Below are 26,564 nucleotides of genomic sequence, written 5' to 3'. Positions count from 1 at the left end.
CCCTCAGGCAGCCGTCTCCAGGTTCGCCACCGGCGACACCCTCGGCACCGTCGCCCGGCGCTCGCGCAGGAGGTGGCCGGCGCCGATGGTGCCGGCGATGATCAGCCCGCCCGCGATCAGGGCGCCGCGGGCACCGGCCAGCTCCATCAGGAGCCCCAGCGCGGGCGGCCCGCCCAGGCCCCACACCGTGCCGATGCTGCCCCACACGCCGAGCACCCGGCCCCGCAGGTGCGCGGGCGGGTCGGTCTGGAGCACCGCCGTACCGGCGGTGTCGGAGACGGACTCCACCACGGCCATCGGCAGCACCATCACCAGCAGCACGGCCAGCGACGGCGACAGCCCCGCCACGACCTGCAGCAGCCCGCCCGCCGCCGCCAGCGCGCCGACCACGCGTACGGAGGGGCGGCGCAGCCGGGCACCGAGGACGGCGCCGACGATGCCGCCGACCGCCAGCACCGTGGAGACGGTGCCGAAGGACCCCGCGCCGCCCGCGAGCGGCCCGGTGACCAGGACGGCCAGGGTCAGCTGGTAGTTGCGTCCGAAGACCGCGCTGACCCCGGTGACCCCGGCCAGCGCCAGCAGCCGGGGGCGGCGGGCGAAGAAGGCCAGCCCCTCGCGCACGCTCATGGTGTCCTTCGCATCGCGGTCCTTCGCCGCCCCCGCCTGCCGGACCGCACCCCGGGCCGGGCGCAGGAAGGGGATGACCGAGGCCACGAACAGGAAGGACAGCCCGTTGGCGGCGTACGCGGCGGCCGTGCCGAGGAAACCGACCGTCACACCGGCGAGCGCGGCGCCCGCGAGCCGGCCCGCCTGGTGCACCAGGGCGCCCACCCCGATCGCGGAGGGCACGTCCTCGCGCGGGACGAGGTCGTTGCCGAGCAGGGAACACGCCGGGCCGTCGACCGTGGCGACGACGCCGGTGACGGCGGCCAGCACCATCAGGGAGGTCACGTCGAGCCGGTCGAGCGCCACCATGAGGGCGGTCACGAACGCGACCGCTCCGAGCAGTGCCTGGCTGACCGCGGCGGTCAGTTTGCGCGGCCAGCGGTCGACGGCCGCGCCGCCGAACACGCTGATCAGCAGCGCGGGCGCGGCCTGGACGGACATCGACAGACCCGTCGCCGCGGCGGAGCCGGTGATCTGCAGGACCAGCAGGTTCTGCACGGTGAGCTGCATCCACGTACCGGCGTTCGACACGAAGTTCGCGACCGACCACCAGCGCATGCTGCGGTGTCGCAGGGACCGCCACGGTGAGCGGCTCGTCGACGCGGACGACGCGGGTGGATCGGACGGCGAGGCGGCAGGGGGCAGCGGGGCGGAGACGGAGGAAGAAGACACAGTGCGCCACTCGGAGGCGGGTCGCGGGACCCGAAGGGGAAGCGGACGGGGACGAACGGGCCGGCTGCGCTGCGCGGCCGTTCCACCGATCCGGATAGGGCGCCGACCATCGTGGCAGAACGGACCGGCGAGTCGTCGCCGGTCCGCGCCCCGGCCCCCGGCCCGGACGGAGCAACCGCCGCTGCCGGTGCCTCACTTGACGAGGCGAGTGCGGTTGATCACAGCGGCCCGCGGGTGGCCGGCGGACGCGTGGGCCGTGACCGTCGTCACGGAGCGTGACCTCGGCGGTGGGCGTCGGAGCATGTGAGTGCGCCGGTGGGGCACTCGGGGCACGCTTCAGCGCACCGAGGGAGAAAGGTCGTCCCCATGATGCCGATGGCGGCGTTCAGCCCACGGGGGGAGTCCCGCACGCCCTGGGACCGCGTCCTGGTGACCGGCGGCGCCGGATTCCTCGGCTCCCACCTGTGCACCCGGCTGCTCGACGCGGGCGCCGAGGTCGACTGCCTGGACAACCTCTCCACGGGGCGGGCCGAGAAGGTGGCCCATCTGGCGGGCCGCCCCGGCTTCCGCTTCCTGGAACGGGACATCTCCGAACCCGGCTGCGCGGACGCGCTCACCGGCCCCTACGACCTCGTCCTGCACCTGGCGGTGCCCGCGTCCCCGGCCGCCCGGCCGGACCGGTCCGTGGCGGTCCTCGACGCGGGCAGCCTGGGCACCCGTGCCGCGCTGGCCGTCGCCGGCCGGGACGGCGCCCGGTTCCTGCTCGCCTCCTCGCCGCCGCCGGGCCCCGACGCCCGCGGTGACGTCCCGGACGGAGCCGACCCGGTCGGCCCGCACCGCGCCTGCGCCGAGGCCGTCCGGTTCGCCGAGGCCCTGGTCGCCGCACACGCGGGCGCCCACGGCTCGAACGCCGGGATCGTCCGGCTGTTCGCGGGCTACGGCCCCGGCATGCGCGCGGACGGCGGGGCGACACCGGCCGCGCTCATCGAACAGGCGCTGGCCGGCCGGCCGGTCACCGTCCCCGGGGACGGCAGCGGGACGCACCCCCTGTGCTACGTCGACGACATGGTCGACGGCGTACTGCTGGTCGCGGCCGGCCGTTCGGTGCGGCCCGTGGACATCGGGGGCGACGAGGAACCCACGGCCGCGGAGATCGCCCGCCTGGTGATCGAACTGACCGGCTCCGACTCGCCGCTGGCGTTCGTCGAGGACACGGGCGACGGTCCGCTCCCGCCCCGGCCGGTCACCGGATTCGCCCGCGAGATCTTCGGCTGGCTGCCGAGCGTCACCTGGCAGGACGGCCTGGAGCGCACCGTCGCCGCCTTCCGCGGACGGCGCGAGCCCTTCCCGGCGCCGGACGGGGAGACGGCGGGCGGGCGGACGGGGGAGCGGACGGGGGAGGAGTGGTGGGCGTGAGAGCGCGCGCAGCCCGGCCCGCCACCCGCGCGCCCGGCACCGCACCACCCGGGCGCCCGGCGCATCATCCGCGAGGGCCCGTCGCCACGGCGACGGGCCCTCGCGGATGATGCCGACGGTGATCGCTCAGCCGGACTTGCCCCGCCCCGACAGGGCGTCCCGCACCCGGTCGACCATGCCCGCGCCGGGGGCGAGGAGCTTGTTCATCGGGGGCTTGTCCGGGGCCGACGGGTGCGGCCGGGTCGGCGCCGTCTTCTTCGCCTGACGGACCTTGTCGCCCAACTCGTCCAGCGCCTGTGCGGGGCACGCCTCGCGCAGCCGCGGGAACAGGTTGCTCTCCTCGTCGGCGACGTGCTCACGGATCTCGCTCATCAGCTTGCCGATCAACCGGTCGAACTCGGCGTCGTCCGCCGCGCAGCCCTCCAGGTCCTTCATGATCTGCTCGGCCTCGGCGTGGTCCTCGAGCTCCTTGTCCGCGAGGGCGCCGCCGTTCGCCACGTGCTCCCGGACCGCCGGGTAGAGATACGCCTCCTCGGCCACCGAGTGCCGGATCAGCTCGCTCGTGGCCTGATCGGCGTACAGCTTGCGGTCCTTGTGACCGGGCGGCAGTGCCTCGATCTTGCCGAAGAACTCCTCGACCTCACGGTGATCGGTCGTCAGCTCGTCGATGACGTTTCCTCCGTGACCCATGTACCACTCCACCTCCAGAGGTCGTGGCGGCTACGGATCCCGATCCGCCACGGGCGTTGGGACGACCGGGTCCCCCCGGGCGCGGTGGGCTAACGCCCGGTTCAGGACCCGAGCTTGGCCCTGATGCCGCCCGCTCGCGCCGCGGGACCGGCGGCGGCCCGCACCGAGCGGTGCACCAGGTGCGCGTCGTGCCGAAGGTCGTGGGCGGCGTGCCGGCCGCGCCACAGCAACGAGGGCGCGCTGCCCGTGTCGTCGGCCGCGATCAGCAGCCCGCCCATCATGGACAGGTTCTTCAGGAAGTGGATGCGCTGCTGGGCGCGGTCGGCGGGGTCCTCCGCCTCCCAGTACCGGTGCGCCGCCAGCGTGGTGGGGACCAGCGTGGCCGCGAGGGCCAGCGCGGCCAGCCGCGGACAGCGGCCGAGTCCGAGCATGATCCCGCCGACCACGTGGACGGCGCCGTTGAGCCGTACGAGTTGTTCGGTGCTGTCCGGCAGGACCGGCACCCGGTCGGCCACCGGCCGCACGACCGGCTCGGCCGCCGGGGCCACGTCCTGCGGCCTGCGCAGCGAATGCAGGCCGCCCGCGACGAACATCGAGGCGAGCATCGGCCGGCCGGCCAGACGCAGAAGACTCATGACGCTGTCTCGCTCTCTCCAAGAGGGTGTCAACGGGGGTCATCGGCGGGGAGGGCCCCACTGGGATCATCAGGTGCCCCCGGCGGTCGGCGCCAATCGGCGTGAGCCGTGGCCCCGGTGCCCTCCGACACCGCACCGGCCGGGGAAGACGCAGGTCACAGGCTGGTGAGGAGCTGGGGCGACAAGTTCTTGATCATGGTGTTGGTCCAGCGCATCTGGCGCAGTGTCCGCGGATGGCAGGAGGAGGCGAGCGCCAGCAGCCCGCCGTCCCTCGACGCCTGGGCGGCCTGGGCCAGCATCTCCCAGTGCAGTGAGTTCTCCGCCGCGGCGACGTGCAGCTCCCGCAGGTCGCGCAGGAGGAGCAGGCCCGGCTCCGGCCGGTGCACGACCGCCTCGGCCGCCTTCCCGCGCAGGGTCGCGAAGACGCCGTCCGAGGAGTGGTCCGGCGTCTCGCCCAGCTTCACGCCGTGCTCCGCGGCGGTCTCGGCGAGCCGCCGGACGTGCTCGCGGGACCAGAGGGCCAGGTCGGTGGCGACGTGGTGGACCTCGTGCTCGGTGCGGTGCCGCTCGGCGACGGTCACCAGGTCGTGTGCCAGCCGCCGTTCGCCGCGGTGCAGTGTGCGCAGGACCAGCGTGATGCCGTTCATCGGGTGCCTTCCTCGTGGCCGTGCGGGGCGGCACCCGCGTCGACCGGTGCCGAGGCGGTGGTGGTCGGTGCCGGGGAGGGCCGGCCGTCCCCGCGTTCCACGAGGGTGAGCGCGGCCGTGGCCGTCTTGAACAGCGGCTGCTTGGAGGCCGGGTCCCAGTCGGTGACCGTGGTCTCGTTCGCGGCCCGCCCGGGAGTGTCCGGGCCCGGGCCCGACCCGTTGTCGGTGTCCCAGTAGCCGTAGTGGAACGGCACGAACAGCAGCCCCGCGCGGATGCCGCTCACCCGCAGCCGTCCGCGCAGCGAGCCGCGCCTGCTGGTGACCTCGACCAGGTCGCCCTCGCCGAGGCCGAGCCGCTCCGCGTCCCCGGCGGAGATCTCGACCCACACGTCGGGGGCGGCGTCGTTCAGCTGGGGCGCCCGCCCGGTCTTCGTACGGGTGTGGAAGTGGTAGAGCGTCCGGCCGGTCGTGAGCTGGAACGGGTACCGCTCGTCCGGCTCCTCGTGCGGCGGCAGACAGGCGGCCGCCTTCAGCATCGCCCTGCCGTCGGGGTTGAGGGAGCGGTACTCCACGACCTCCTGCGAGGCGCCGGTCTCCAGGTCCTTGCCGTAGCTCTCGCACCTGTCGGGGTGGGCCCAGTCGATGCCGTCCGCGTAGAGCCGTGCCGTCCCCTCGGGGGCCCGGTCGTTGCAGGGCCACTGGATGCCGCTGGTGTCGCGCAGCTTGGCGTAGGACAGGCCGGTGTAGTCGCAGGGGCGGCCGGCGCTGCACCGCTTCCACGCCTCGAACGCCGACTCGGGGCCGGCCCAGGTGATCAGCGGGCCGCCGTCCTTGTCCCGGAAGTCCATGCGCCGCGCGTAGTCCAGGAAGATGTCCAGGTCGGGCCTGGCCTCACCGGGCGGTTCCACCGCCTTGCGGGACAGGTGCACCGTGCGGTCGGCGTTGGTGAGCGCGCCGGTCTTCTCGCCCCAGGTCGCGGCGGGCAGCACCACGTCGGCCAGCCGCGCCGTCTCCGTCAGGTACAGGTCCTGTACGACCGTGAACAGCCGCTCCTGCGACAGGATCGAGCGGATGCGGGACAGTTCCGGCATCGAGACGGCGGGGTTGGTGCCGCTGATCCACAGCATCCGCAGCGAGCCCTGCTCGGCGTACCGGAAGATCTGCATCGCGTGGGTCGGCGGCGCGAAGTGCGGGATGGTCTCCGGCTCGACGTTCCACACCCGGGCGAGGTCGGCGACATGGGCGTCGTTCTGCCAGTTGCGAAAGCCCGGCAGGTCGCCGTCGGCCCCGCACTCGCGGGTGTTCTGGGCGGTGGGCTGGCCGTTCATCTGGAGGAGACCGGCGCCGGGGCGGCCCAGCATGCCGCGGATCAGGTGCAGGTTGTTGACCTGGACGGCGGCGGCGGTGGCCTGGTGGGACTGGTAGACGCCCTGGAGGACGGTGGACACCAACGCGTCGGTGGTGCCGACCAGTTCGGCCGCCTCCTCGATCCGGGCGGCGGGGACGTCGCAGATCTCCGCGGCCCACCTGGGCGTGCAGTCGGCGACCCGGGCGGCCAGTTCGTCGAAGCCCACGGTGTGCGCGGCGATGAAGTCGCGGTCGATCCGCTCGTGCCGGATGGTCTCGTGCAGCAGCGCGTTGAGCAGGGCGACGTTGGTGCCGATGCGCGGCGCGAGGTGTACGGCGGCGTGCTGGGCGACGCGGGTGGGGCGCGGGTCCACGCACAGCAGCCGCGGCGGATCGGCGCCCTCCAGGCGGTCGAGGAGCCGCATCCACTGCACGGGCTGGGTCTCGGCGATGTTGTGGCTGAACAGCGCGACCACGTCGGCGTGGTCGAAGTCGTCGTAGCTGCCGGGCTGCCCGTCGCAGCCGAACGTCTCCTTCAGCGCCTCCGCGGCCGTGGCGGTGCACAGCCGGGTGTTGCCGTCGAGGTGGTTGGTGCCGATGCCGGCCCGGGCCAGCACGGCGAGCGTGTAGTACTCCTCCAGGAACAGCTGCCCAGAGGTGTAGAAGCCGATCGAGCCCGGCCCCCGCGTGTCCAGCAGTTCGCGCGAGCGGGCGGCCACCAGGTCCATCGCCGTGTCCCAGTCCGTCTCCACCAGCTCTCCGTCGCGCCGGACCAGCGGCCGGGTCAGCCGGTCGGGGGAGGCGTTGGCCTGCCAGCCGAACAGGTCCTTCGGACCGAGCCGCCCCCGGTTGACCCGGTCCACTTCCCGGCCGCGCACGCCCACCATGCGGCCGTCGGCCACCGCGATGTCCATGGCGTCACCGTCCGAGTGCAGGATCGACGCGGACTGCACCCAGCGCTGCACCGCGCCGGGCTCCACCCCGTCCGCGAGGAACGTGTCCACCCGGGCCGGCCAGGTCCCGTGCCGACCGTAGGGCACCCGTGCGCCCCACGGCCGCGCGATCCGGTCCGTCGCGTCCTCCATCGCCGGCCTCCCGCCCACGTCCGTCGCACCGCCGGCCGTCGGGTACCCGGGCGCCGCGGATCGAAGCGAACCACTTGTGGGAGCGCTCCCAGGCGGGCAGGATGCCGAAGTGACAGCTACTGCCTCCGTACGCCCCTACCGCCCCGCCGACGCCCCGGCCCTCGACGACATCTGCATCCGGACCGCGCACAACGGCCGGGACAGCCGCCCCGTGTACGCCGACCCCGACGTCCTGCCGGCCATCTTCGCCGCCCCCTACGTCCACCTCGACCCCGACCTGGCCTTCGTGCTGGACGACGGACAGGGCCGAGCCGTCGGCTACATCCTCGGCACCGCGGACACCGTGCGCTTCGCCGAGGAGTTCCGGACCAAGTGGCTGCCGCGGGTCGCGGAGCGCCACCCGGCCCCGCAGAGCCCGCCCGGCACCCGCACCCCGGACGAGGTCATGGCCGGACTGCTGCATGACCCGGAGCGCATGATCATCCCGGAACTGGCCGCCTACCCCGCCCATCTGCACATCGACCTGCTGCCCGACTGGCAGGGGCGGGGCCACGGCCGGACCCTGATGCGGACGTTCTGGCGGGCCCTGCGCGGACGCGGCGTCCCGGCCGTCCACCTGGTCATGGCGACGGCCAACACCCCGGCCAGGGCCTTCTACGACCGGCTGGGCTTCCACGAGATCGCGGCGGCGGGCCTCGACCCGGCGGACGTCACCTGCCTGGGACGGACGACCGAGGACCCGGAAGGGGCCTGACGGCCGGTCAGACGGTCAGGCCGCGCCCAACCGGTAGACGTTGAAGGCCCGGCGGATGACCGGCTGCGCCACGTTGCGCACCCGGACTCCGCCCGCCGTCATCCCGTGCTCCGAGCCCAGGTGGGCGTGACCGTGCACGGCCAGGTCGGCGCCGGCCGTGTCGATCGCCTCCGCCAGGAGGTAGCTGCCGAGGAACGGATGGATCTCCGGCGGCTCCCCGGCGAGCGTGTCCGCGACGGGGGAGAAGTGCGTCAGCGCCACCCGCGCCGCACACTCCTCCTCGTCCAGCTCCTTGAGCGCGGCGTGCAGACTGTCCGCCGAACGGCGGGTGGTCCGCACGAACTCCTTCATCACCGGCTCACCGAACTCACCGGCGCTGCGCCCCACGAACCCGCCGCCGAACCCCTTGGTCCCGGCGATCCCCACCCGGCCCCCGGCGCACTCCACGACGGTTCCCTCGCCCTCCAGCACGGTCACCCCGGCGTCCCGGAGGATCGCGGTGACCTTCTCGGGCTGCTCGTCGTGATGGTCGTGGTTCCCGAGGACCGCCACCACCGGCACCGGCAGGCCACGCACCTCCCGGGCGACCACCCGCGCCTCCTCGGGCGTGCCGTGCCGGGTGAGGTCCCCGGCGAGCAGCAGCACGTCGGCGCAGTCCGGCAGGGTCTCGAACGCGGGCCGCAGCAGCCCTTCGCTGTCGGGTCCCATGTGGATGTCCCCGACGGCGGCGACGCGGATCATCACAGCTCCTCTGCGTGATCGGGGCGGGTGCTGTCCGCCACCACGACATCGGCGTGCACGGTCAGCCCGGCCAGCTCCTCACGGGCGATGCGCAGCACGGTCTCGCGGCACTGCGCCGAGGGCACCGTGCCGGTGAGGGCGATCGCCCCGGCCCGGACCTCGGCCCGGACGCCGAGTTCACCGAGTTCCTCCGCGGCGAGCCGGTCCTGGAGGTGCGCCACCCGGTACTCGACGTTCTCGGGCTCCCCGGCCGCGCGGGCGGGGCCGCTCGCGGCGGGTCCCTGGTGTCCGACGGGGTCGCTCATGGCCGACCCTCCTTCGTGGCGGTGGCCGGTGGACCGGCCGGAGGGATGATCTCCAGCCGTTCGAGGATGAAGAAGAACGCGGCGGGCATCGGGTCGTCGCCGCAGTCGCGGCGCAGCGCCGCCCAGTCGATCTTCTCGCGCAGGGTGCGGGCGATCGGCAGCACCGCACCGAAGTCGCAGTGGTGCTCAGAGAAGGCCGCCAGCAGACCGTGCAGCAGGTCGGTCGGCGCCAGGACCGGCATCAGCACCGAGTCGACCGACAGATCCCGGGCCCGGGCCAGCAGAGCCGTCGTGACGGGCTCGTGCGCCAGCTCGAAGATGAGGTCGACCTGCTGGCCCAGGCAGTCCGCCTTGAGCAGCCAGTCCTCGGGCGGTGTGTACACCGTCAGCCCCGCCTCCCGCAGCGTCGCGGCGACGGCGTCCGCGTCCTCGGGCCGGATGCAGAAGTCGACGTCGTGCTGGAGGTTCTGGGTGCCGCCGTGCGCGTACACGGCGACGCTGCCGGCCAGCGCGAACGGGTGCTCCGCCTTCTTGAGGGTCGAGCCCACCTGCTTGGCGGCCTGGAGGATCGCCTGGTTGCGGTCGAGCGGGAGATCCTCGTGAGGTGCCTCGTGCCGGGGGAGGGGCCCGCCTTCCCCGGCGGCCGGTCGCAGCTCGGAGACGCCTGCGCGTCGGCCGGTGGCGTGGTCGTCGGCGGGCTGCCTCATCGATGTCCCCTTCCCGGGCTGTCGCCGTCCGGGGAACGGACCGGAGCGGCCCTCCCCCTCGAAGGTCGGGTACCCGGCGCCGTACCGCCGACACCGCGCCCTGCGTCGCGGCCCGCACCCGTGTGGGCCGCGCGGGGATCGCGGGCACTCGTCCGGCATGAGCGACAAGCGGATGCGACAGGGGGCCGGTCCCGCCGACCGCCGGACCGTGGAACGGCTGGTGGCGGCCTGGCTGGCCGAGACCGAACGACACGACCCCGGGGCCGCGCGCGAGGCCCGGGACGGTTGGGAACGGGACGCGCTGCCCGAACGGGCCGCCCAGGACCTGGCCACCTGGGTCACCGCCAGGGTCACGGACACGGGCTTCACCGAGGACGAGGGCCCCTACGTGGCGGGTTCCGTGCGGATCACACCGGCGGACAAGGACACCGTGCACGCCTGGCTGCGCGCCCGGGGGCACGCCGTGTGAGGCGGACACCGGCGCCGCCTCACGCAGGCGGCCGCCACTCGAACATCAGCAGCGTCGCGTCGTCCCGCAGCCGACCCTCCTGCATGGCCAGGATCGAGTGGATCAGCCGGCGCAACGACTCCGGTGCCAGCTCCCCGCCGGCCGTGGCCCGGATGACGTAGTCGGCGAAGCGTTCGAGGCCCAGCAGCTTGGCCTCCCTGGTCCGGGCCTCCACGACGCCGTCGGTGTACATCAGCACCCGGTCCCCCGGCTCCAGCTGGATCTCGTGGGTCCGGCGCGGATGCGGGCTGAGCAGGGACGGCACCCCCATGGGCGGGTCGGCGTCACGCTCCATGGCGTCGATGATCAACCGCTGGTCGCGGATCAGGATGGGCGCTGGATGACCGCAGTTGGCCCAGCGCAGCGCCCCGGACGCCAGGTCCAGCTGGGCGATGACCGACGTGCAGAACTTGTCCGGGAGCCAGCTGGACAGCGCCTCGTCCGCACTGCGCACCAGCTCGGGCAGGTCGGCGCCGGTACGCCGGGCATTGCGGCAGGCCGCCAGCGAGACCGTGGTGGCCAGTCCGGAGGCCAGGTCGTGCCCCATCGCGTCCAGGACCGCCACGTGCAGGGTCGTCTCGGTCAGCGCGTGGTCGAAGGCGTCGCCGCCGATCTCGTAGGCCGGTTCCAGCACGGCCGTCGAGACGACGTTGCCGTCGCCGATGGTGCGCGGCGGCAGCAGGGCGCGCAGCATCTCGGCGGGCAGCTGCATGGGCTCGGTGCGGGTGCGCCGCACGAAGGAGTCCTCGTAGGCCCGCTTGGACGTGATCACCATGGCCAGCAGCGAGGCGAGCGCCCGGCCGCGGGTCAGCGAGGAAGCGGTGAGGGCCGTCTCGTGCACGGCCAGGACACCGAGCCGCTCCGCACCGTCCAGGAGCGGGAACCAGGCGGTGATGCCGCCGCTCGCCCCGGACTCCTCCACCCGCAGCGACTGGGTGCGGTACGCCCACCCCGCGAGCGAGCCGTCGACCGGGACCACCGGGGCCACGGCCGTCTGCGGGACCAGGCGGCGCTGCTGGAGGTCGACGAGGTAGACGACGGCGCGTCCCAGCCCCAGCGCCTTGGCACAGCGGGCCGTGGCGGTCCGCAGGTCCAGGGTGAGATGGGCCGGATCGGCGAGGAACCTCCACAGCCCCGCGTCGTCCGGGTCCGTCGTGGACACCTCGTCTCCTCTCCTCGAGAGCCCGCCGCGGCGGGGACGATGCCCAGCAGTCTGGCACCGCCCGTACCGCCCCGCCCGTCGGGCCGCTCACCCGTGTGGCGCTTCGGTCCCGGCAGAAGGGGCACGCGTCACCTCGTACGACCCCGAGCGCCGAGGAGTGGTGCCGCATGACCGAGTACGAGCGTTCCCGCACCATGCCCGCCCAGCCCGAGCAGGTCTTCGACCAGGCCGCGAACGTCGGACAGCTGGAGACCTGGCTGCCCCGGGACCTGCACGTGGAGCCTCAGGAGCCGCCCGCCGTCACCGTGCACGAGGACCGCACCGACCGGGACACCTCGGCGCTGCTGAGCGCCCGGCCCGAGCAGATGCGGCTCGAGTGGGGCACCCGCGAGCAGGGCAGCTACGCCGGCTGGCTGCAGGTCGCCGGACTCGACAGCGGGGCCAGCGAGGTCACCGTGCACCTGTCGTTCTTCGACGACCGCCACGACCCGGGCCGGCGGACGGTGGATGAGGCCCTCGACGGCAGCCTGCGCCGACTGGAGCACCAGGTGAGGCTGCGCACCGACAACGCGGCCGGCTGAAGAGGCGAGGACGGCCCTCGGTGACCGTGCGGGCGCCGCGGATGTGGGCGCCCGCACGGTCACCGCCAGGACGTCCCTCAGCAGTCCGGAACGCCGGCGATCTTCTCACCGCCGCGCAGATAGAGATTGCTGACCCAGGCGATGTCGCTGCCCGAGAACTCCTGCACGGCCGTCCACCAGTCGTTGCCGCCGACGGCCGGGTCGTTCACGTACTGCCCCCGCTTCTGGCAGACGGCGTCCAGCCAGTAGGTGGAGCGGACCGCGAGCACGTTGGAGTCGGTGGTGGGCTCCTGGCGCAGCCGGACGTCCGTCGCCCAGATGTAGACGTCGGTCAGCGTCGGGTCCCCGCCGCTCGGCGCGGCCGGGGCGGCCTGCGCGGTGGCGGCGAGCGCGCCGACGGTGAGCGCGGCCGCGGCCAGCGCGGTGCCGGAGTGACGCATCAGTCGCTTCATGTGTGGTTCCCCCATGGTCGTGGACGGTGGTCCGGGTCAGCAGGTGGCCGAGGCGGGCAGGTCGCCGTACGCGTCGCCCTTGAGGTAGACGGCGCTGACGTAGCCCTCGACGAGCTTCACCCAGACGTTGTTGGTGTAGCCGTGGTCGCTGATGGTCTCGCCCCGCGTCCAGCAGTAGGCGCCGCGCGGCTGGCCGGCCGCGACCGAGCCGACCTTGTCGTAGGAACGGGCCGGTCCGGAACGGACGTTGACCCTCTCGTACGGCTCGACCGCGTACGGCGCGGCGAGCACGCGGTCGGCGCCCCGGCCGCCGTCGGAGACCGCGGCGGCGGTCGTCGCGGTGAGCGGGCCGAGCAGCGCGAGCGCGCCGGCCCCGATGAGCGCGACCCTGGTGAGCGGGCGAACGGTCATGTGGTGATTCCCCCTGTGCGGATGGTGCCGCCGGGCGGTACCCGGCTCGCACTCAGCACTCTAGGGACGACCGGGACGCTGGTGTCCCTGACAATTGTCAGGGCGCCCGACCGGCGAGGACCGCGCCCCGGGGACCCGGCGCGAGCGGCCCGGTGTCCGTCCGCCGTCCCGGGGCACCCACCCGCCATGGACGCTCACCGCCGCCCGCTGATGGACCACACCCCGGCCCTGCTCGTCGAGGGGTACGCCTGGCTGCCCGACCGCATGCGCCGGAGCACCGGCTCCGTGCTGCGCACCCGGCTGCTCGGCAGGCCCGCGCTGGCCGTACGGGGGCCGGAAGCGGTGCGCTTCCTCTACGACGAGTCACACGTCCACCGCCACGGCGCCGTCCCCGCGCCGGTGCTGGACACCCTGTTCGGCCAGGGCGCGGTCCACACCCTCGACGGCGCCGCCCACCGCACCCGCAAGGAACTGTTCCTGCCGCTGCTCGAAGCCGACCGCGTCGCACGCCTCACCGACCACGTCATCACGGCCTGGGACGATGCCGTGCGCACCTGGAGCGGCCGCGACCGCGTGGTCCTGTTCGACGAGGCGGCCCACGTGCTCACCCGCGGGGTGTGCGACTGGGCGGGGCTCCCGTCCCGGGCCGTCGACACGCAGACCCTGGCGGCGGACCTCGTCGCGATGGTCGACGGCTTCGCCACCCCCGGCCCCCGCCATCTGCGGGCCCGCCGTGCCCGCGCCCGGCAGGAGACCCGGATGGCCGGCCTGATCGACGAGGTCAGGGCGGGGGACCTCGCGGCTCCCGCGGACTCGGTGCTGGAGCGGGTCGCCCGGCACCACGACGCGGAGCAGGGGCCGCTGGACCCCCGGACGGCGGCGGTGGAACTGCTGAACGTCCTGCGCCCCACCGTCGCCGTGAGCTGGTTCGTGGCCTTCGCCGCCCACGCCCTGCACCGGTGGCCTGCCCACCGAGAGCGGCTGCGCGCGGGGGACGACGCCTTCGCCACGGCCTTCGCGCACGAGGTCCGCCGCTTCTACCCGTTCGCCCCGTTCCTCGGCGGCCGGACCGTGAGGGAGCTGACCTGGCACGGCGAGTCCGTCCCGGCCGGCGGGATCCTGCTGCTCGACGTCTATGGGCAGAACCACGACGAGGAACTCTGGGGCGACCCCTACGCCTTCCGGCCCGAGCGGTTCCTGGAGAGGCCCCCCGGCCCCGACGAACTGATCCCGCAGGGCGGCGGCGACCCCGCGGCCGGCCACCGCTGCCCCGGTGAGCGCGTCACCGTCGGCCTCCTCGCGTCCCTGGCGGTGCGGTTGGCGCGCCTGGAGTACACGGTCCCCGAGCAGGATCTGCGCATCCCGCTGCGCCGCATCCCCACCCGCCCCCGCAGCGGCTTCGCCGTCACCGCCGTACGCGCGCCCTGACCGGGCGTCAGCCAACCCGTCGACGACACGTCACGCGACCATGCGTACAGGGCCGGTTGGCTGATCGTTTGCAGCCCTCCGGGTGTGCGGCCGCCCCCGGGCGGCCGAAGCGGCCGTCACCCGAATGGCCCCCGCGCGCTACTGGTCACGGCCGATCCGGTGTCTCCTGGAGTGTGTCAGCGGCGTCCAGGCTGGGAGGCCGATCATGTACGAAATGTGCGTGGGCCCGGAGAAGACGAGCGGAGCGTTGGTGTGGCACGTCCTGTCCAAACAGGCCGCGGCCACACTGTGCGGACAGCAGCTCCGCGAACGAATCGAGGCATCCGACGGTGAACGGGCGCGGCACTGCCCGGACTGCATGGCTTCCTTCGAGAAGTTGATGGCGACCACACCGTGCTGACGGACCGTCCGCAAGCCGTCCGCCCCGTCGCATCCCGCGGCGGGGCGGACGGCGTTCCAGGTCGGCGTGATTGTCGGCTGGGGTCATGGTCATAGATCTGGGCCGCTTCGGTGATCTTTGGACGGGCGGGGCGCCGCGGCGGCTCCGCGCGGTCCGGCAGCCGATTGACTGGGGCGAACGGCCGGCTACGCGACGCGGCGCGGCGAAGCCGTGCGCCGCCGGAATCCGTTTCCCCCTCGTGCCCCGCCATCGTGAGGAGTAGTACGTGTCGCAGATCACCGACTCGGCCCCGGCCGGAGCCTTCCCGCGGCTGGACTGGGTGGACGACGTGCTGTCACCCGCCCTGCGGTCCGCCGTCGAGTCGCTGCCGGCCGCGGAGAGCCTCGTGGCCGGGTACCACCGGGGCTGGTGCGAGGCCGACGGCGCGCCCCGGGCCGCCACCTCCGGCGGCGGCAAGACGGTACGGCCCGCGCTCGCCCTGCTGTCGGCGGTGGCCGTGGGGGCGGACCCCTCCCAGGCGGTGCCCGGCGCCGTCGCGGTCGAGCTGGTCCACGACTTCACACTCCTGCACGACGACGTCATCGACGGCGACGCGCTGCGCCGCCACCGGCCCGCCGCCTGGTCGCTGTTCGGGACCCCCGCGGCCGTACTGACCGGCGACGCGCTGCTGGTGGCGGCGCTGCGCGTCCTCACCCAGGCACCTCCGGGCCGGGCCGGGGCGGCGGTGTGCGAACTGGTGGGGACCCTCCTGGAACTGGTGGAGGGGCAGAGCCACGACGTCGCGTTCGAGAAGAGGCAGGAGGTCTCGGTCGCCGACTACCTGGCCATGGCCGCCGGCAAGACCGGTTCCCTGATCGGCTGCGCCTGCGCGCTGGGCGGCGTACTGGCCGGCGCGGACAGCGTCCGGGTCGGCGGACTGCGGGAGTTCGGCCGGAGCCTCGGTGTGGCCTTCCAGTGCACGGACGACATCCTCGGCATCTGGGGCCGCAGCGCGAGCAGCGGCAAGCCGGTCGGCGCCGACCTCGCCGCACGCAAGAAGTCCCTGCCGGTGGTGGCGGCCCTCGCCGCCCGGGGCCCCGCGGCCGAGCGGCTGCGCGAGCTGTACCGCACACCGCACCGGCCGGGGGAGACCGACGTGGACCTGGCCCGGCACCTGGTGGAGGAGGCCGGGGGACGGCAGGCGGCCGAGGAGGAGGCACGCCGTCACATGGCGGCGGCGCTGCGGTCCCTGTCCCTGGCCCGGCCGACCGCCGACGCCTACCGCCAACTGCACGACATCGCCTGGGCGATGACCCGCCGGGAGTCCTGACCCCGCCCGCCGCCCCGCGCACCGGCCGCGACCAGTGGGCCGGCCGCGCGTGACCCGGGGCCGGACGGACCGTTGTCCTGGCGATGACCGCTCCGTTCCCCCGCCCCGGCCGCACCGTGGCCCGAGGCCGCGGACCCGATCCGACGAAACACAGTGGAGCCGTGCAGCACACCGAGCACAGCGCAGCACCCGAGAGCGACCTCCCGGCCGTGGCCGCCTACGGGCTGCGGGTGGCCCGGGGCACCCGCCCGGTGCTGCGCGACATCAGTTTCACCATCCCCCGCGGCCGGGTCGTCGGACTGCTGGGCCCGAGCGGCTGCGGCAAGACGACCCTGCTGCGCTGCGTGGTCGGCGTGCAGCAGCCGAGCGCCGGTCACGTCCAGGTCCTCGGCCACACGGCGGGGGCCTGGCCGCTGCGCACCCGCGTCGGCTACGTCACCCAGGCGCCCTCCGTGTACGCGGACCTGACGGTGCTGGAGAACCTGCGGTACTTCGCCGCCGCCCTGGGCCTCAGGGGCTGGCACCGGGAGGACGCCGTGGTCCGCGTCGTGAAGGAGGTGGACCTCGTGGCGTACGCGGACCAGCCGGTCGCCCGGCTGTCGGGCGGCCAGTACTCGCGGGTCTCCCTGGCCGTCGCCCTGCTGAACCGGCCCGACCTGCTGGTGATGGACGAACCGACGGTCGGGCTCGACCCGATGGTGCGGCGCGAACTGTGGCTGGTCTTCCGGCGGCTCGCCGACGAGGGCACCACGCTGCTGGTCTCCAGCCACGTCATGGACGAGGCCGACCGCTGCGACCGGCTGCTGCTGATGCGCTCCGGCCGGCTGCTGGCCAGCGCCGACCGCGGCAGCCTGCTGGAACACACCGGCTGCGACGAGGTGGAGGAGGCGTTTCTGCACCTCGTCAAGGCCGCGGCGGCCGCCGAGGCACGGGCCGGGCAGCGCCACCCCGTCGACGGCCTCTCGCCCCACCTCCTCGACCAGCCCGGCGCCCCCGAAGCCGAACGCGCCTTCTTCGCTGCGGAAACCCTCACATGACTGCCACCCACCTGACCGACCGCCTGCCGTTCTCCCCCGGCATCACCGCCGCCACCGCGGTACGCGTGCTCCAGCAGATCTCCCGCGACCGGGGGAGCACCGCGCTGCTGCTGGGCATCCCCTGCATGCTCATGGTGCTGCTCAAGCTGATGTTCCACGACGCCGAGGACACCTTCGAGCGGGTCGGGCCGCAGGTCTTCGGCATCTTCCCGGTCATCGTGATGTACCTCGTGGCCTCGGTGTCCACCCTCAGGGAACGCACCTCGGGCACCGCGGAACGGCTGCTGACCATGCCGGTACGGCGACTCGACATCGTCCTCGGCTACAGCCTCGCCTTCGCGTTCCTGGCGCTGCTCCAGGCGGTGCTCTCCACGCTGCTCTCGGTGGGCCCGCTGGGCCTGGACATCAAGGGCCCGGCCTATCTGCTGATGGTCATCGCCATGCTGGGGGCGCTGCTGGGGCTGGCCCTCGGCCTGCTGGTGAGCGCCTTCGCCCGCAACGAGTTCCAGGCGGTGCAGTTCCTGCCCGCCGGTGTCCTGCCCCAGTTCCTGGTGTGCGGACTGTTCGTGCCCCGCGACGAGATGCACGGCGCGCTCGCCGCCGTGGCCCGGGCGATGCCCATGACCTACGCCGTGCAGGCGGCGGGCGAGGCGGCCACGCACACCGGCGTCACCGGACTGTTCGTCAGGGACGCGGTGCTGATCCTCGTGTGCGTGGTCCTGGTGCTCGTCGCCAGCGCGGCCACGCTGAAACGCGGATGAGGGCCGTCCACGACGGCCCTCATCCGCGTACCGGCTGCCCGGGCGGCTAGCGCGCCAGACCCCAGGAGAAGCCTCCGGAGACGCTGCCGAACTTCGGGATCTCGAACGGTCCGAAGTGCATCGGGGGCTCGTGGCGGCCGCCGCCGAACCCTTCGCCGCCTTCACCGCCCGGGCCCACCGGGGCGACGGCGGGGGCGGACTGCGGGGCGGCAGCTGCGGCCGACACGGCACCGCCCGCCGTCAGGGCCAGCGCGGCCAGGGAGACCACCGCGGCGCGGCGCAGTGAGAACGACATGAAAAACCTCCTGAGGAATTGCGAAAAAGGGAGAAGGGGTGAACGACTGAAAGTCTATCCAAGGCAGTTGTCCAACATCGGGAATGAAAGGCCGAGTTCCCTCGAACGAGGCGGTGGATACACCAGAAGAAAACGCGATGAACGTCACTGAATCCGAAGTCGGAATGAGAAAGGCGGAATTCAACATGACCGGGACGCGGCACCCCGCGCCGGCCCCCCGCGCGGTCCTCTCCACCCTCACGGCCCTCATGGCGCTCCTGGCCCTGAGTACGACCACGGTGCCCGCCTGGGCCGGACCGCCGCCCGCGCCGTGGCCGCCCACCCCCTACCGCGCACCCCTGTGGCCGGTCCCCGAACCGGGCCGGTGGCAGCCCGCGCCCGGCACGGCCGCCCCCGGTGCCCGCGGCGACTCGGGAGGCGGCCGACCCCGCGAGGCCCGCCCCGGCAGCGCGGACAGCCGTATGGTCGCCGCCGTCAACCGGCAGCGTGACAAGGCCGGTTGCCGACCGGTGCGGCCGCACAAGGCGCTGGGCCGGGCCGCCCGCGAGCACAGTGCCGCCATGGCCCGCTCCGGGCGGCTGACCCACACCGGGCCCGACGGCAGCAGTCCCGCCGACCGGATGCGGGAGGCCGGATACCGCGTCGGTTCCGCGGGCGAGAACCTGACCGCCGGCTCGGACAGCGCGGAGGCCGCCGTGGCGGTGTGGATGCGCAGCGCCCCGCACCGCCGCATTCTCCTGACCTGCCGTTACACCCATGCGGGCGTGGGCAGGGCGCAGGGCTCCGGCGGTCCCTGGTGGACCCTCGACCTGGCCTCGGGGCGCTGACCCGCCCGCGGCCCACACGGGGGGGTCAGGCGAGGTCGGGGTCCCACCACCAGGCGATGGACGGTGCGCCCTCCACCGGACCGGGACGGGTGTCCGACGGTTCGTCGGCCCAGGTCAGCAGTGTGTCGTCCATCTCGTCCGGCCAGTAGCCGCCACTGAGATAGCGCGGCACCCGCAGTCCCCACTCGTTGTTGCCGCGGATGCCGTACCTGAGCCCCTGGAGATAGGTGCCCAGGTCGGCGCCGGCGGCCGGCCGGACCCGGTCGTGGAGTGCGACGAACCGCAGCAGGACGCGGTCGCGCAGACCGGTGGCGGCCACCACCGCGTCCTGGAGCGCGCAGGACCGCTCCTGCATCAGGACCGTGTAGACGTTCTGGTCGGCCTGGCCGCCCGCCAACTCCTTGTGCAGCGAGTGCCGGTCGTTGTCCAGCGCCGCCACGAGGATGGCCATCTCGGTCAGCGCGCGGACGACCGGGCGATGCAGCTCCCGGTCCGGTACCCGCGCGCCCGTCGCCAGTTCCAGCAGGGCGAAGGTGGGCTCGCCGCCCGAGGACAGCAGTCGCATCGCCAGGAAGTCGTCCAGGTCCGGCATGCGCCCGGCGGCCTGGTTGCCGATCTGCCAGGCCACGCCGGACAGCCAGGCGCGGTGCGCCTGCGTGAACCGGCTCACCTGCGTGGGCGGGGCGAAGCCGCGGAAGCGGCGCACGATGTCCTGGAGGGCGCCGACGAACCGGTCCGCGCCCCTCGCCGTGTCCGCCTCGCAGGCCCGCTGCACCTGCCCGGCCAGCGCGTTGAACTGCGCGGGACGGGTGCTGAGCGGTCCGCTGTCGCAGCGCGCGTCGTCGAAGGCGAAGCCCCAGTACACCCACAGCGCCGCCGCCAGCAGGCGGTCCTCGTCCGCGACCGGGGCGAACCGGGCGAAGAAGTCGGCGCTGTGCGTGGCCACCGTCCAGGCGCGTTCCCGTTCCGACGCGCACATGCCGCAGTCGCGAATCCAGTCCACGGCCCGTTTCTCGACCTGTCGGACCCGGGGATGAATGGCGGACTCGAAAGGACAGAAGACGGGCGGCAATTCCACTCCGGACACGCGGGACGCGGGGGATCCCATGAAAAACACGCACCTTCCGGTCGGGGGACGGGATTCGCTCACGATCATGGGTAACGGCCCGATCGAATGTCGGCAGACCGGGCCAGCCCGTGATGGGTGTCAGTCGAAAGGGGGGCTCCGGCGCCGCGGTTGACCTCGGGGCCCGGGGCGAGGATCCGGGAGCGGGCGGACGGCCCCTGACGATCACTCGGTTGGTGCAGTGTCAGGGTGGGGAGCCGGGGAAGTCGCCGGTCATGCCCCGGTGCGCCGTCCTCCCGTGCCCGGGGCGGCGGGACGCGCCGCGGCCGGGATCCCCGAATCGGCCGTGGCGCATCCTCCCGGGCCGCCGAGCGGCTCTCCACGCCGGGACGATGGGTGTCGGCCGCCGGACCATTTGGGTGTCGTCCCCGATGGCCGAGCGGGGCCCCGGCGTGTGACCGTGGACCGACGCCGCGCCCGGGGGCCTTCCGGATGCCGGGGCAGGGCGCGAGCAGGCCCGTTCCGCCCGTTCAACGGGTCTCGCCGCGTCGTCCGTTCGCTCCGGGTGTGCCGTGCGCACCCGCGTGGCGGGGCGGTGTCAGGGGGCACCGCCGCCCCCGGGGGCGGCGCATTCGACCGGCCGCCTGCCCGCGTCCCCGCCTGTCCGCCGGACCGTCAGAGTGCCTGTCCGCCTGTCCGCCCGTCCGCCCGTCCATCCGTCCGATGACGCATCCCCGACGAAGGAGAACCCGCATCCATCCCCGTCAAGTGAAGCCCTCCCGAACCTCCGCGCGGTCGAAGGCGGTGACCCGTGGGACACGCTGACACGTTGCTCGCCATGGGCGGTGCCTTCGTCGCCGCCGCGTTCCTCGCCCGCCTCGGCGGGAGGATCGGACTTCCGACGATCCCCCTGTTCATGCTCGCCGGCATCCTGCTCGGCCCGCACACACCGGGCTTCGTCCTGGTCGAGGACGCGCACGACTTCGAGATGCTCTCCGCGCTCGGACTGGTGCTGCTGCTCTTCTACCTGGGCCTGGAGTTCCACCTCGACGACCTCAAGAGCGGCGGCAAACGGCTGCTCACCGCCGGGGGCATCTACCTGCTCCTGAACGTCGGTGCCGGACTCGGCTTCGGCTTCGTCCTCGGCTGGGGCGTGCGCGAGGCACTGGTGCTGGCGGGCGTGCTCGGCATCTCCTCCTCCGCGATCGTCACCAAGATCCTCATCGACCTGGGCCGGATCGGCCGCCCGGAGACCCGGTTGATCCTCGGTGTCATCGTCGTGGAGGACATCTTCCTGGCGCTGTACCTGGCCGCCCTTCAGCCGGTGATATCGGGCGCGCACGGCGTCGCCGACACGGCGCTCCAGGCGGGCAAGGCCTTCGGCTTCCTGCTGGTACTGGCCGCCGCGGCCCGCTACGGCACCCGGCTCGTGGGCCGCCTGATCGACACGCGGGACAACGAACTGCTCGTCATCAGCTTCCTCGGCGCCGCGGTGCTCGTCGCCGGGGTCTCCGAAGTCCTGGGCGTCGCCGACGCCATCGGCGCCTTCATGGTCGGTCTGATCCTCGCCGGCACCCCTTCGGGGCCGCGGATCCGCGAACTGGTGCACCCGCTGCGTGACGCCTTCGCGGCCATCTTCTTCTTCGCCTTCGGGCTCGCCATCGACCCCGGCGACCTCGCCTCCGTCGCCGGGCCGGTCGCCGCGGCGGCCGCACTGACCGTCGTCATGAACGTCGTCGCCGGGCTGTGCGTCGCCCGGGTGTACGACTACGGTTCCGAACCGGCCGCGGAGATCGCCACCACCCTCGTCGCCCGAGGGGAGTTCGCGCTGATCCTGGCCGCCATGGCCGCCGGTGCCGGACTCGACGCCCGGCTCGCTCCCTTCATCGCCGGATACGTCCTCGTCCTCGCCGTCCTCGGCCCCGTCGTCGCGGGCCGCGCCCACGTCCTCGCCGCCGCACTGCGCGCCGCCGGCCGACTGCTGCCCGGCGGGAAGGCGCCGGACGCGGTGGCGGGCGGCGGGGAGGCGGACCGGTTGGCGGAGTCGGCCTCGGTGCCGGTGGCGGCCCAGGCCGCCCGCTCGTGCGGGGCGTCGTCCTCTGCCGCGGAGCACGCGGAGGCGGAGCGCTAGTCCGGGGCGGGAGGGGCGCGGGGCGATGCCCGCGGTGGCCGTCGTCCTTGCCGCCGCGCTGCGCGCCGCCGTTCGGCTGCTGTCCGGCGGGAAGGCGCCGGACGCGGTGGCGGGCGGCGGGGAGGCGGACCGGTTGGCGGAGTCGGCCTCGGTGCCGGTGGCGGCCCAGGCCGCCCGCTCGTGCGGGGCGTCGTCCTCTGCCGCGGAGCACGCGGAGGCGGAGCGCTAGCTCGGGGCCGTATGGCCGGGGCGGGAGGGCCGCGGTGCGGGCGATGCCGCGGGTGGCCGGTCGTCGCCCCGGGCGGGGCGGCGCCGAGGTGCCCGGTGGGACAATCTGCCCACAGGGTCGTTGCCCGACGCCGTGGTCGGACGCGTCCGGGACCGGAAGGAGCCGTCAGCATGATCGAGTGGGTGCCCCTGGGCCGCGGTGCCAGACCCGTTCCCCGGCCGGTCGCGGCTCCCCTGGTGTGGGCGGGGGCGTTCGGCGGCGCCCTCCTGCTGGTCGCGCTCCTCAACGGCACCGTGGGCGTGGGGCGTCCGGGACTGGCCCTGGTCGCGCTCTCCCTGCTGGCGGCGGTGCTCGGGCTCTGCGCCCGGTTCACGGCCGCGCCGGGGACGGCCCTGCTGTGCTGGCTGTCCCTCAACGGCTTCGCCATACCGCCGGCGGGCACGCTCACCTGGGCCGGACGGCGGGACGCGGTCTGGCTGGCCTGTCTGCTCGGCGCGGCCCTCGTCGGCACGGCGCTGGCCCGGCTGCTCCACGCGCGGGCCGCCTACCGTCGGCTGACCACGGCGACGGGCCTCGACGCGCCGGAGCCGGGGACCGGTCCCGGCGACGTCTGAGCCGCCCGGCAGGTGGGGCCACCGGGCACCTGGGCACCGGCGGCCGGGGAGGGCCGGACCGTGGACCGGACCGGCCCTCCCCACCGCCGTCGGGTCAGGCCGTGTGCAGGGTCAGGCCGTAGCGGTTCAGGATCTCGTTGACCGGCTGGAACCAGGTCTCCCCGCCGCTGGAGCAGTTGCCCCAGCCGCCCGAGGTGACGCCCTGCGCCTGGTCACCGCTGATGAACGAGCCGCCGGAGTCGCCGCCCTCGGCACACACGCTGGTCTTGGTCAGCTGGTGCACCACCGAGCCGTCGCTGTAGTTGACCGTCTGGTTGTGGGCGAGCACCGTGCCGCAGTGCCAGTGCGTGGTGGACCCGGAGCGGCAGATCGAGGCGCCGACGGGTGCCACGTTCGAGCCGCGCACGAGCTGGTCGGAGACCGTGCCCCAGCCCAGCACGACCGGCACCGTCCACCAGCCGCTGCCCACGCTGACCCACGCGTAGTCGTTGTCGGGGAAGGACGAGCCCTGGAAGGTGCCGATGTGCGAGCGGTCCCAGCCGCTGACCGCCGCACCGGCCCGGCCGCAGTGCCCGGCGGTGACGAACCCGCCGTGCACCGAGAAGCCGATGGAGCAGCGGACGTTGCCGGTGTAGTACGGGTCGCCGCCGACGGTGCCCGCCGCGAAGGTCCGCGGTGCGGACGCCACCGTCCGCACCGTGACGGGCCCGGCCTCGCGGGCCTGGTTCACGAAGCGCCGGACATCGTTGTCAGCGCGCTCGCCCTCGACCACGTCCACGACGACCCGGTTGGCGGCCTGGTCGACGTGCCAGCCGCTGACTCCGGCCGGTGCGTCGAGACGGTCGACGCGTGCCTTGGCCGCGTCCAGCCGCTGTGCGCTGTGCTCCACGGTGCGCACCTGCGCGCCGGTGGCGCGCACCGCCCGCAGGGTGGAGGGTGCCGCGTCCGAGGTGACGGCCACGGTCAGTCGTCCGGCGTCGGCGTCGAACCACGAGCCGCCGTACGCCTTTCCGGCCGCCCGGCGGGCCGCGGGCTCGATGCCGGTGGCGTCGCGTTCGGCCGCGAGCCGGTCCTCGGCCTCGGCCCGGGTGAGGCCGAAGTCCCGCTGCAGGGCATCCAGCAGACCGGCGGAGGCCGGCTGCTCGGACGAGGAGGAGGAAGGTGAGGTGGAGGGTGAGGAGGAGGGGGCTTCGGCCGCCGAGGCCGGCAGGGTGCCGACCGCGGTGAGGCTGCCGAGTACGAGGAGTCCGGCCAAGCCGAGGTGCCTGAGTCTGCTGCGTCTCACGGAGTTGCCCTTCGTCGTTCCAGCAAGGTGGGGGTGGAACAGTCGGCATGGAACAACCGCGGTTTGAGAGCGCTCTCATCGGGTCGCTTCGAGCTTAGCCAGCCCTCCCTCATCAGGTCCATGCCAATGCACGGCCTTTCCTGGCCCCGGATTCCGTTCCGAGCGGCCCCCCCCGGCTCGGCCGGTCTTTGGTTGGCCCGTCGTCTCCGGGGCACTCAGGCTGCGTCCTCGCAATGACGGCCGCATGACGGCCACCGAGCGTGGGAGGCACGCGTGGCGGTACGGCACAGGCTCATCCAGGCGACCCCGGAGGCGGTCTGGGACGTCCTGGCGGACGGCGACCTGTACGCGGAGTGGGTCGTGGGGCCCTCGGAGGTCACGCCCAAGGACGGACAGTGGCCGGAGGTGGGCGCGACGATCGCGTACGAGGTGCGGCTCGGGCCGCTGCGACTGCACAACGAGTCGGTGGTCAGGCGCTGCGTGCCGGGTTCCGAGCTGGAGCTGGAGGCGAAGGCGGGCCGGCTCGGCACCGCCCGGATCGCCGTCGAACTGCGGTCCTGGGGCGAGCAGTGCCTGGTGATCGTGGACGAACACCCCCTGCGCGGCCCCGGAGGTCTGCTGCACAACGTCGGCGTCGAGGCGCTGATCCAGGTGCGGCACCGGGCCATGCTCGCCAGGCTCGCGAGCCTGTGCGAGTCCCAGGCCGGTGGCAGGTGCCGCCCCGACCCGCCGGACACGGTGGGATCCGTGGAGTACGGCACCGGAACCGGCCATGCCTGACGCCGTCGTGATCGGGTCGGGACCCAACGGCCTGGTGGCGGCGAACCTGTTGGCCGACGCGGGCTGGAGCGTGACGGTCCTGGAGGAGCAGCCCGAGCCGGGCGGCGCGGTGCGGCACGACGGCGAGGTCGCCCCCGGCTTCGTGAACGACCTGTTCAGCTCCTTCTACCCGCTCGCCGCCGCCTCCCCGGTACTCGCCGGACTGCGGCTGGAGGAGCACGGGCTGCGCTGGGCACATGCGCCCCACGTACTGGCCCACCCCCTGACCGACGGGAGCTGCGCCGTCCTCGACCGCGACCTCGCGACCACCTCCGCCTCCGTGGACGCCTTCGCCCCGGGCGACGGCGCCGCCTGGGAGCGGCTGCACGAGGTGTGGGACCGCTACCGTGCCGACATCCTGGACGCCCTCTTCACGCCCTTCCCGCCGGTACGCGCCGCTGCCCGGCTGGCCCTGCGACTGCGCGGCGCGGGCGGGCTCAGGCTGGCCCGCACCCTGGTCCTGCCGGTGCGCCGGATGGGCGAGGAGGAGTTCCGGGGCGAGGGCGGCAGGCTGCTCCTGGCGGGTAACGCCCTGCACGCCGACCTCGCCCCCGAGGCCGCCGGCAGCGGCGGCTTCGGCTGGCTGATGTCGATGCTCGGGCAGACCTACGGCTTCCCCGTGCCCGTCGGCGGTTCCGGCGCCCTCACCGAGGCCCTGGTCCACCGGCTGCGGGCCCGGGGCGGCACCCTGCACTGCGGGCGGCGCGTCGAACGGGTCCTGGTCCGCGACCGGCGCGCCGTCGGCGTGCGCACCGCGGACGGGGAGACGGTCACCGCTCGCCGCGCCGTCCTCGCGAACGTCTCCGTGCCCGTCCTCTACGGCGCCCTCGTCGCCCCGGCGGACCTGCCGGACCAGGTCCGCACCGACCTGCGGCGCTTCCAGTGGGACTTCGCCACCTTCAAGGTGGACTGGGCGCTGGACGGCCCCGTGCCCTGGCAGTGCGAGCAGGCGGCGAAGGCGGGTACCGTGCACCTGTCCGACGGTCTCGACGAACTGACCCGGTTCGCCGCGCAGATCGCCATGCACCAGGTCCCCGACCGCCCCTTCTCGCTGTTCGGCCAGATGACGACCACGGACCCCACCCGCTCGCCGCGCGGCACCGAATCCGCCTGGGCGTACACCCACGTCCCTCACGACGTGCGCGCCGACGCGGGCGACGAGGGCATCACCGGCCGCTGGGACGCCAAGGACCAGGAACTGATGGCCGACCGGGTCGAGCGTCAGGTGGAACGCTTCGCGCCCGGCTTCCGCTCACTGGTCCGGGCCCGCCGCGTGCTCGCCCCGCCGACGCTCCAGGCCATGAACGCCAATCTGGAGGGCGGCGCCATCAACGGCGGCACCACCGCCATGCACCAGCAACTCGTCTTCCGGCCCGTGCCCGGCACCGGGCGGCCGGAGACCCCGGTGGCCGGTCTGTTCCTCGCGTCCGCGGGCGCCCACCCGGGCGGCGGGGTGCACGGCGCCCCCGGCGCCAACGCCGCGCGCGCCGCACTGCGTCAGCACCGGTTCGCGGGCCTCACCCGGGTGCAGCGGGCCCTGACGCGGCGCGACCGGACCGGCGACCGGCGGTGAACGCCCGCGCA

At 74.1% G+C, this 26,564-nt stretch carries 28 protein-coding genes; 14 read left to right on the top strand and 14 right to left on the bottom strand.

Features of this window, described 5'->3' with window-relative positions:
• Nucleotides 1–3: 3 nt before the first annotated feature.
• Complete coding sequence (locus ACGH52_RS04400; RefSeq protein WP_399937725.1) at nt 4–1,224, bottom strand: MFS transporter; 1,221 nt, start codon at nt 1,222–1,224, stop codon at nt 4–6.
• A gap of 480 nt (nt 1,225–1,704) precedes the next feature.
• Here ACGH52_RS04400 and ACGH52_RS04395 point away from each other — a divergent pair, with 480 nt between their 5' ends.
• Entirely contained in the window at nt 1,705–2,754 is a 1,050-nt protein-coding gene (locus ACGH52_RS04395; protein ID WP_247700876.1) for an NAD-dependent epimerase/dehydratase family protein, read from the top strand.
• Between the two features lie 126 nt (nt 2,755–2,880).
• On the opposite strand, the gene ACGH52_RS04390 is transcribed toward ACGH52_RS04395, so the two are convergent.
• The 4 genes from ACGH52_RS04390 to ACGH52_RS04375 all read right to left on the bottom strand — a co-directional run bounded on the left by ACGH52_RS04390 (nt 2,881) and on the right by ACGH52_RS04375 (nt 7,158).
• Entirely contained in the window at nt 2,881–3,444 is a 564-nt protein-coding gene (locus ACGH52_RS04390; RefSeq protein WP_399937722.1) for a hemerythrin domain-containing protein, read from the bottom strand.
• A 101-nt stretch (nt 3,445–3,545) separates the two neighbouring features.
• Nucleotides 3,546–4,079 carry a DoxX family protein gene (locus ACGH52_RS04385; protein ID WP_076977615.1) on the bottom strand — a complete coding sequence of 178 codons (534 nt, stop codon included), beginning with the start codon at nt 4,077–4,079 and terminating at the stop codon, nt 3,546–3,548.
• A 155-nt stretch (nt 4,080–4,234) separates the two neighbouring features.
• Nucleotides 4,235–4,726, bottom strand: coding sequence for a hypothetical protein (locus tag ACGH52_RS04380; RefSeq protein WP_210976902.1), 492 nt, complete (start codon nt 4,724–4,726; stop codon nt 4,235–4,237).
• Nucleotides 4,723–7,158, bottom strand: a complete 2,436-nt coding sequence (locus ACGH52_RS04375; RefSeq protein WP_399937719.1) for a molybdopterin-dependent oxidoreductase — start codon at nt 7,156–7,158, stop codon at nt 4,723–4,725. The genes ACGH52_RS04380 and ACGH52_RS04375 overlap by 4 nt, the downstream gene beginning before the upstream one ends.
• 109 nt (nt 7,159–7,267) lie before the next feature.
• On the opposite strand from ACGH52_RS04375, the gene ACGH52_RS04370 reads away from it, so the two are divergent.
• The gene (locus ACGH52_RS04370; protein ID WP_171987524.1) at nt 7,268–7,912 is read left to right on the top strand and encodes a GNAT family N-acetyltransferase; all 645 of its coding nucleotides are present in this window, start codon (nt 7,268–7,270) and stop codon (nt 7,910–7,912) included.
• Nucleotides 7,913–7,927: 15 nt separating this feature from the next.
• Here ACGH52_RS04370 and ACGH52_RS04365 read toward each other — a convergent pair whose 3' ends face one another.
• From ACGH52_RS04365 to ACGH52_RS04355, 3 genes are read right to left on the bottom strand one after another with little or no spacing between them, the layout of a single operon-like run.
• Complete coding sequence (locus ACGH52_RS04365) at nt 7,928–8,653, bottom strand: metallophosphoesterase (RefSeq protein WP_399937715.1); 726 nt, start codon at nt 8,651–8,653, stop codon at nt 7,928–7,930.
• On the bottom strand, nt 8,653–8,958 hold the full coding sequence (locus ACGH52_RS04360) for a BON domain-containing protein (RefSeq protein ID WP_059302946.1): 306 nt from the start codon (nt 8,956–8,958) through the stop codon (nt 8,653–8,655). The genes ACGH52_RS04365 and ACGH52_RS04360 overlap by 1 nt, the downstream gene beginning before the upstream one ends.
• The gene (locus ACGH52_RS04355; RefSeq protein ID WP_076977620.1) at nt 8,955–9,665 is read right to left on the bottom strand and encodes a nucleotidyltransferase family protein; all 711 of its coding nucleotides are present in this window, start codon (nt 9,663–9,665) and stop codon (nt 8,955–8,957) included. Before ACGH52_RS04355 ends, ACGH52_RS04360 begins: the two co-directional genes overlap by 4 nt.
• Before the next feature lie 157 nt (nt 9,666–9,822).
• On the opposite strand from ACGH52_RS04355, the gene ACGH52_RS04350 reads away from it, so the two are divergent.
• Nucleotides 9,823–10,134 carry a hypothetical protein gene (locus ACGH52_RS04350; RefSeq protein WP_399937711.1) on the top strand — a complete coding sequence of 104 codons (312 nt, stop codon included), beginning with the start codon at nt 9,823–9,825 and terminating at the stop codon, nt 10,132–10,134.
• Nucleotides 10,135–10,153: 19 nt separating this feature from the next.
• On the opposite strand, the gene ACGH52_RS04345 is transcribed toward ACGH52_RS04350, so the two are convergent.
• Entirely contained in the window at nt 10,154–11,335 is a 1,182-nt protein-coding gene (locus ACGH52_RS04345) for a PP2C family protein-serine/threonine phosphatase (RefSeq protein WP_076977622.1), read from the bottom strand.
• A gap of 167 nt (nt 11,336–11,502) precedes the next feature.
• Between ACGH52_RS04345 and ACGH52_RS04340 the strand changes: the two genes are divergently transcribed.
• Entirely contained in the window at nt 11,503–11,916 is a 414-nt protein-coding gene (locus ACGH52_RS04340; RefSeq protein WP_076977623.1) for an SRPBCC family protein, read from the top strand.
• 77 nt (nt 11,917–11,993) lie between these two features.
• Here the strand turns inward: ACGH52_RS04340 and ACGH52_RS04335 are convergent, their stop codons facing one another.
• On the bottom strand, nt 11,994–12,368 hold the full coding sequence (locus tag ACGH52_RS04335; protein ID WP_059302951.1) for a hypothetical protein: 375 nt from the start codon (nt 12,366–12,368) through the stop codon (nt 11,994–11,996).
• A gap of 36 nt (nt 12,369–12,404) precedes the next feature.
• Entirely contained in the window at nt 12,405–12,779 is a 375-nt protein-coding gene (locus ACGH52_RS04330) for an SH3 domain-containing protein (protein WP_121703647.1), read from the bottom strand.
• A 186-nt stretch (nt 12,780–12,965) separates the two neighbouring features.
• On the opposite strand from ACGH52_RS04330, the gene ACGH52_RS04325 reads away from it, so the two are divergent.
• The 4 genes from ACGH52_RS04325 to ACGH52_RS04310 all read left to right on the top strand — a co-directional run bounded on the left by ACGH52_RS04325 (nt 12,966) and on the right by ACGH52_RS04310 (nt 17,714).
• Nucleotides 12,966–14,207: a cytochrome P450 gene (locus ACGH52_RS04325; protein ID WP_399937705.1), complete on the top strand. Its 1,242-nt coding sequence runs from the start codon at nt 12,966–12,968 to the stop codon at nt 14,205–14,207.
• Between the two features lie 665 nt (nt 14,208–14,872).
• Complete coding sequence (locus ACGH52_RS04320) at nt 14,873–15,916, top strand: polyprenyl synthetase family protein (RefSeq protein WP_121703645.1); 1,044 nt, start codon at nt 14,873–14,875, stop codon at nt 15,914–15,916.
• A gap of 161 nt (nt 15,917–16,077) precedes the next feature.
• Nucleotides 16,078–16,953, top strand: coding sequence for an ABC transporter ATP-binding protein (locus ACGH52_RS04315; protein ID WP_238696926.1), 876 nt, complete (start codon nt 16,078–16,080; stop codon nt 16,951–16,953).
• Complete coding sequence (locus tag ACGH52_RS04310) at nt 16,950–17,714, top strand: ABC transporter permease (RefSeq protein WP_076977627.1); 765 nt, start codon at nt 16,950–16,952, stop codon at nt 17,712–17,714. The genes ACGH52_RS04315 and ACGH52_RS04310 overlap by 4 nt, the downstream gene beginning before the upstream one ends.
• Nucleotides 17,715–17,760: 46 nt before the next feature.
• Here the strand turns inward: ACGH52_RS04310 and ACGH52_RS04305 are convergent, their stop codons facing one another.
• Nucleotides 17,761–18,009 carry a hypothetical protein gene (locus ACGH52_RS04305; RefSeq protein ID WP_059302956.1) on the bottom strand — a complete coding sequence of 83 codons (249 nt, stop codon included), beginning with the start codon at nt 18,007–18,009 and terminating at the stop codon, nt 17,761–17,763.
• A gap of 185 nt (nt 18,010–18,194) precedes the next feature.
• Here ACGH52_RS04305 and ACGH52_RS04300 point away from each other — a divergent pair, with 185 nt between their 5' ends.
• Nucleotides 18,195–18,836 carry a CAP domain-containing protein gene (locus ACGH52_RS04300; protein WP_399937700.1) on the top strand — a complete coding sequence of 214 codons (642 nt, stop codon included), beginning with the start codon at nt 18,195–18,197 and terminating at the stop codon, nt 18,834–18,836.
• Nucleotides 18,837–18,861: 25 nt separating this feature from the next.
• Here ACGH52_RS04300 and ACGH52_RS04295 read toward each other — a convergent pair whose 3' ends face one another.
• Nucleotides 18,862–19,839, bottom strand: coding sequence for a hypothetical protein (locus ACGH52_RS04295; RefSeq protein ID WP_399937698.1), 978 nt, complete (start codon nt 19,837–19,839; stop codon nt 18,862–18,864).
• 874 nt (nt 19,840–20,713) lie between these two features.
• On the opposite strand from ACGH52_RS04295, the gene ACGH52_RS04290 reads away from it, so the two are divergent.
• The 3 genes from ACGH52_RS04290 to ACGH52_RS04280 all read left to right on the top strand — a co-directional run bounded on the left by ACGH52_RS04290 (nt 20,714) and on the right by ACGH52_RS04280 (nt 22,876).
• Nucleotides 20,714–22,033: a cation:proton antiporter gene (locus ACGH52_RS04290; protein WP_399937695.1), complete on the top strand. Its 1,320-nt coding sequence runs from the start codon at nt 20,714–20,716 to the stop codon at nt 22,031–22,033.
• 25 nt (nt 22,034–22,058) lie between these two features.
• Entirely contained in the window at nt 22,059–22,262 is a 204-nt protein-coding gene (locus ACGH52_RS04285) for a hypothetical protein (protein ID WP_399937692.1), read from the top strand.
• Between the two features lie 170 nt (nt 22,263–22,432).
• Complete coding sequence (locus ACGH52_RS04280) at nt 22,433–22,876, top strand: hypothetical protein (RefSeq protein ID WP_059302959.1); 444 nt, start codon at nt 22,433–22,435, stop codon at nt 22,874–22,876.
• Nucleotides 22,877–22,970: 94 nt separating this feature from the next.
• Here the strand turns inward: ACGH52_RS04280 and ACGH52_RS04275 are convergent, their stop codons facing one another.
• The gene (locus ACGH52_RS04275) at nt 22,971–24,161 is read right to left on the bottom strand and encodes a S1 family peptidase (protein ID WP_210976895.1); all 1,191 of its coding nucleotides are present in this window, start codon (nt 24,159–24,161) and stop codon (nt 22,971–22,973) included.
• A 273-nt stretch (nt 24,162–24,434) separates the two neighbouring features.
• On the opposite strand from ACGH52_RS04275, the gene ACGH52_RS04270 reads away from it, so the two are divergent.
• Together ACGH52_RS04270 and ACGH52_RS04265 are read left to right on the top strand one after the other, a co-directional pair.
• Nucleotides 24,435–24,941, top strand: coding sequence for an SRPBCC family protein (locus ACGH52_RS04270; protein ID WP_076977633.1), 507 nt, complete (start codon nt 24,435–24,437; stop codon nt 24,939–24,941).
• On the top strand, nt 24,934–26,553 hold the full coding sequence (locus ACGH52_RS04265; protein ID WP_399937687.1) for a phytoene desaturase family protein: 1,620 nt from the start codon (nt 24,934–24,936) through the stop codon (nt 26,551–26,553). The genes ACGH52_RS04270 and ACGH52_RS04265 overlap by 8 nt, the downstream gene beginning before the upstream one ends.
• The last annotated feature ends 11 nt before the right edge of the window (nt 26,554–26,564 follow it).

It is taken from the genome of Streptomyces sp. BBFR25 (genome assembly GCF_044590125.1).
GTDB classification, from domain to species: Bacteria; Actinomycetota; Actinomycetes; order Streptomycetales; family Streptomycetaceae; genus Streptomyces; species Streptomyces canus_D.
This window is presented reverse-complemented; position numbering and strand designations above follow the sequence as displayed.

Bases quoted from the DNA above. Each gene is read 5' to 3' on its own strand.
- ACGH52_RS04400 (WP_399937725.1), bottom strand. From the start codon at position 1,224: ATGCGCTGGTGGTCGGTCGCGAACTTCGTGTCGAACGCCGGTACGTGG.
- ACGH52_RS04395 (WP_247700876.1), top strand. From the start codon at position 1,705: ATGATGCCGATGGCGGCGTTCAGCCCACGGGGGGAGTCCCGCACGCCC.
- ACGH52_RS04390 (WP_399937722.1), bottom strand. From the start codon at position 3,444: ATGGGTCACGGAGGAAACGTCATCGACGAGCTGACGACCGATCACCGT.
- ACGH52_RS04385 (WP_076977615.1), bottom strand. From the start codon at position 4,079: ATGAGTCTTCTGCGTCTGGCCGGCCGGCCGATGCTCGCCTCGATGTTC.
- ACGH52_RS04380 (WP_210976902.1), bottom strand. From the start codon at position 4,726: ATGAACGGCATCACGCTGGTCCTGCGCACACTGCACCGCGGCGAACGG.
- ACGH52_RS04375 (WP_399937719.1), bottom strand. From the start codon at position 7,158: ATGGAGGACGCGACGGACCGGATCGCGCGGCCGTGGGGCGCACGGGTG.
- ACGH52_RS04365 (WP_399937715.1), bottom strand. From the start codon at position 8,653: ATGATCCGCGTCGCCGCCGTCGGGGACATCCACATGGGACCCGACAGC.
- ACGH52_RS04360 (WP_059302946.1), bottom strand. From the start codon at position 8,958: ATGAGCGACCCCGTCGGACACCAGGGACCCGCCGCGAGCGGCCCCGCC.
- ACGH52_RS04355 (WP_076977620.1), bottom strand. From the start codon at position 9,665: ATGAGGCAGCCCGCCGACGACCACGCCACCGGCCGACGCGCAGGCGTC.
- ACGH52_RS04350 (WP_399937711.1), top strand. From the start codon at position 9,823: ATGAGCGACAAGCGGATGCGACAGGGGGCCGGTCCCGCCGACCGCCGG.
- ACGH52_RS04340 (WP_076977623.1), top strand. From the start codon at position 11,503: ATGACCGAGTACGAGCGTTCCCGCACCATGCCCGCCCAGCCCGAGCAG.
- ACGH52_RS04335 (WP_059302951.1), bottom strand. From the start codon at position 12,368: ATGAAGCGACTGATGCGTCACTCCGGCACCGCGCTGGCCGCGGCCGCG.
- ACGH52_RS04330 (WP_121703647.1), bottom strand. From the start codon at position 12,779: ATGACCGTTCGCCCGCTCACCAGGGTCGCGCTCATCGGGGCCGGCGCG.
- ACGH52_RS04325 (WP_399937705.1), top strand. From the start codon at position 12,966: ATGGACGCTCACCGCCGCCCGCTGATGGACCACACCCCGGCCCTGCTC.
- ACGH52_RS04310 (WP_076977627.1), top strand. From the start codon at position 16,950: ATGACTGCCACCCACCTGACCGACCGCCTGCCGTTCTCCCCCGGCATC.
- ACGH52_RS04305 (WP_059302956.1), bottom strand. From the start codon at position 18,009: ATGTCGTTCTCACTGCGCCGCGCCGCGGTGGTCTCCCTGGCCGCGCTG.
- ACGH52_RS04300 (WP_399937700.1), top strand. From the start codon at position 18,195: ATGACCGGGACGCGGCACCCCGCGCCGGCCCCCCGCGCGGTCCTCTCC.
- ACGH52_RS04285 (WP_399937692.1), top strand. From the start codon at position 22,059: ATGCCCGCGGTGGCCGTCGTCCTTGCCGCCGCGCTGCGCGCCGCCGTT.
- ACGH52_RS04280 (WP_059302959.1), top strand. From the start codon at position 22,433: ATGATCGAGTGGGTGCCCCTGGGCCGCGGTGCCAGACCCGTTCCCCGG.
- ACGH52_RS04265 (WP_399937687.1), top strand. From the start codon at position 24,934: ATGCCTGACGCCGTCGTGATCGGGTCGGGACCCAACGGCCTGGTGGCG.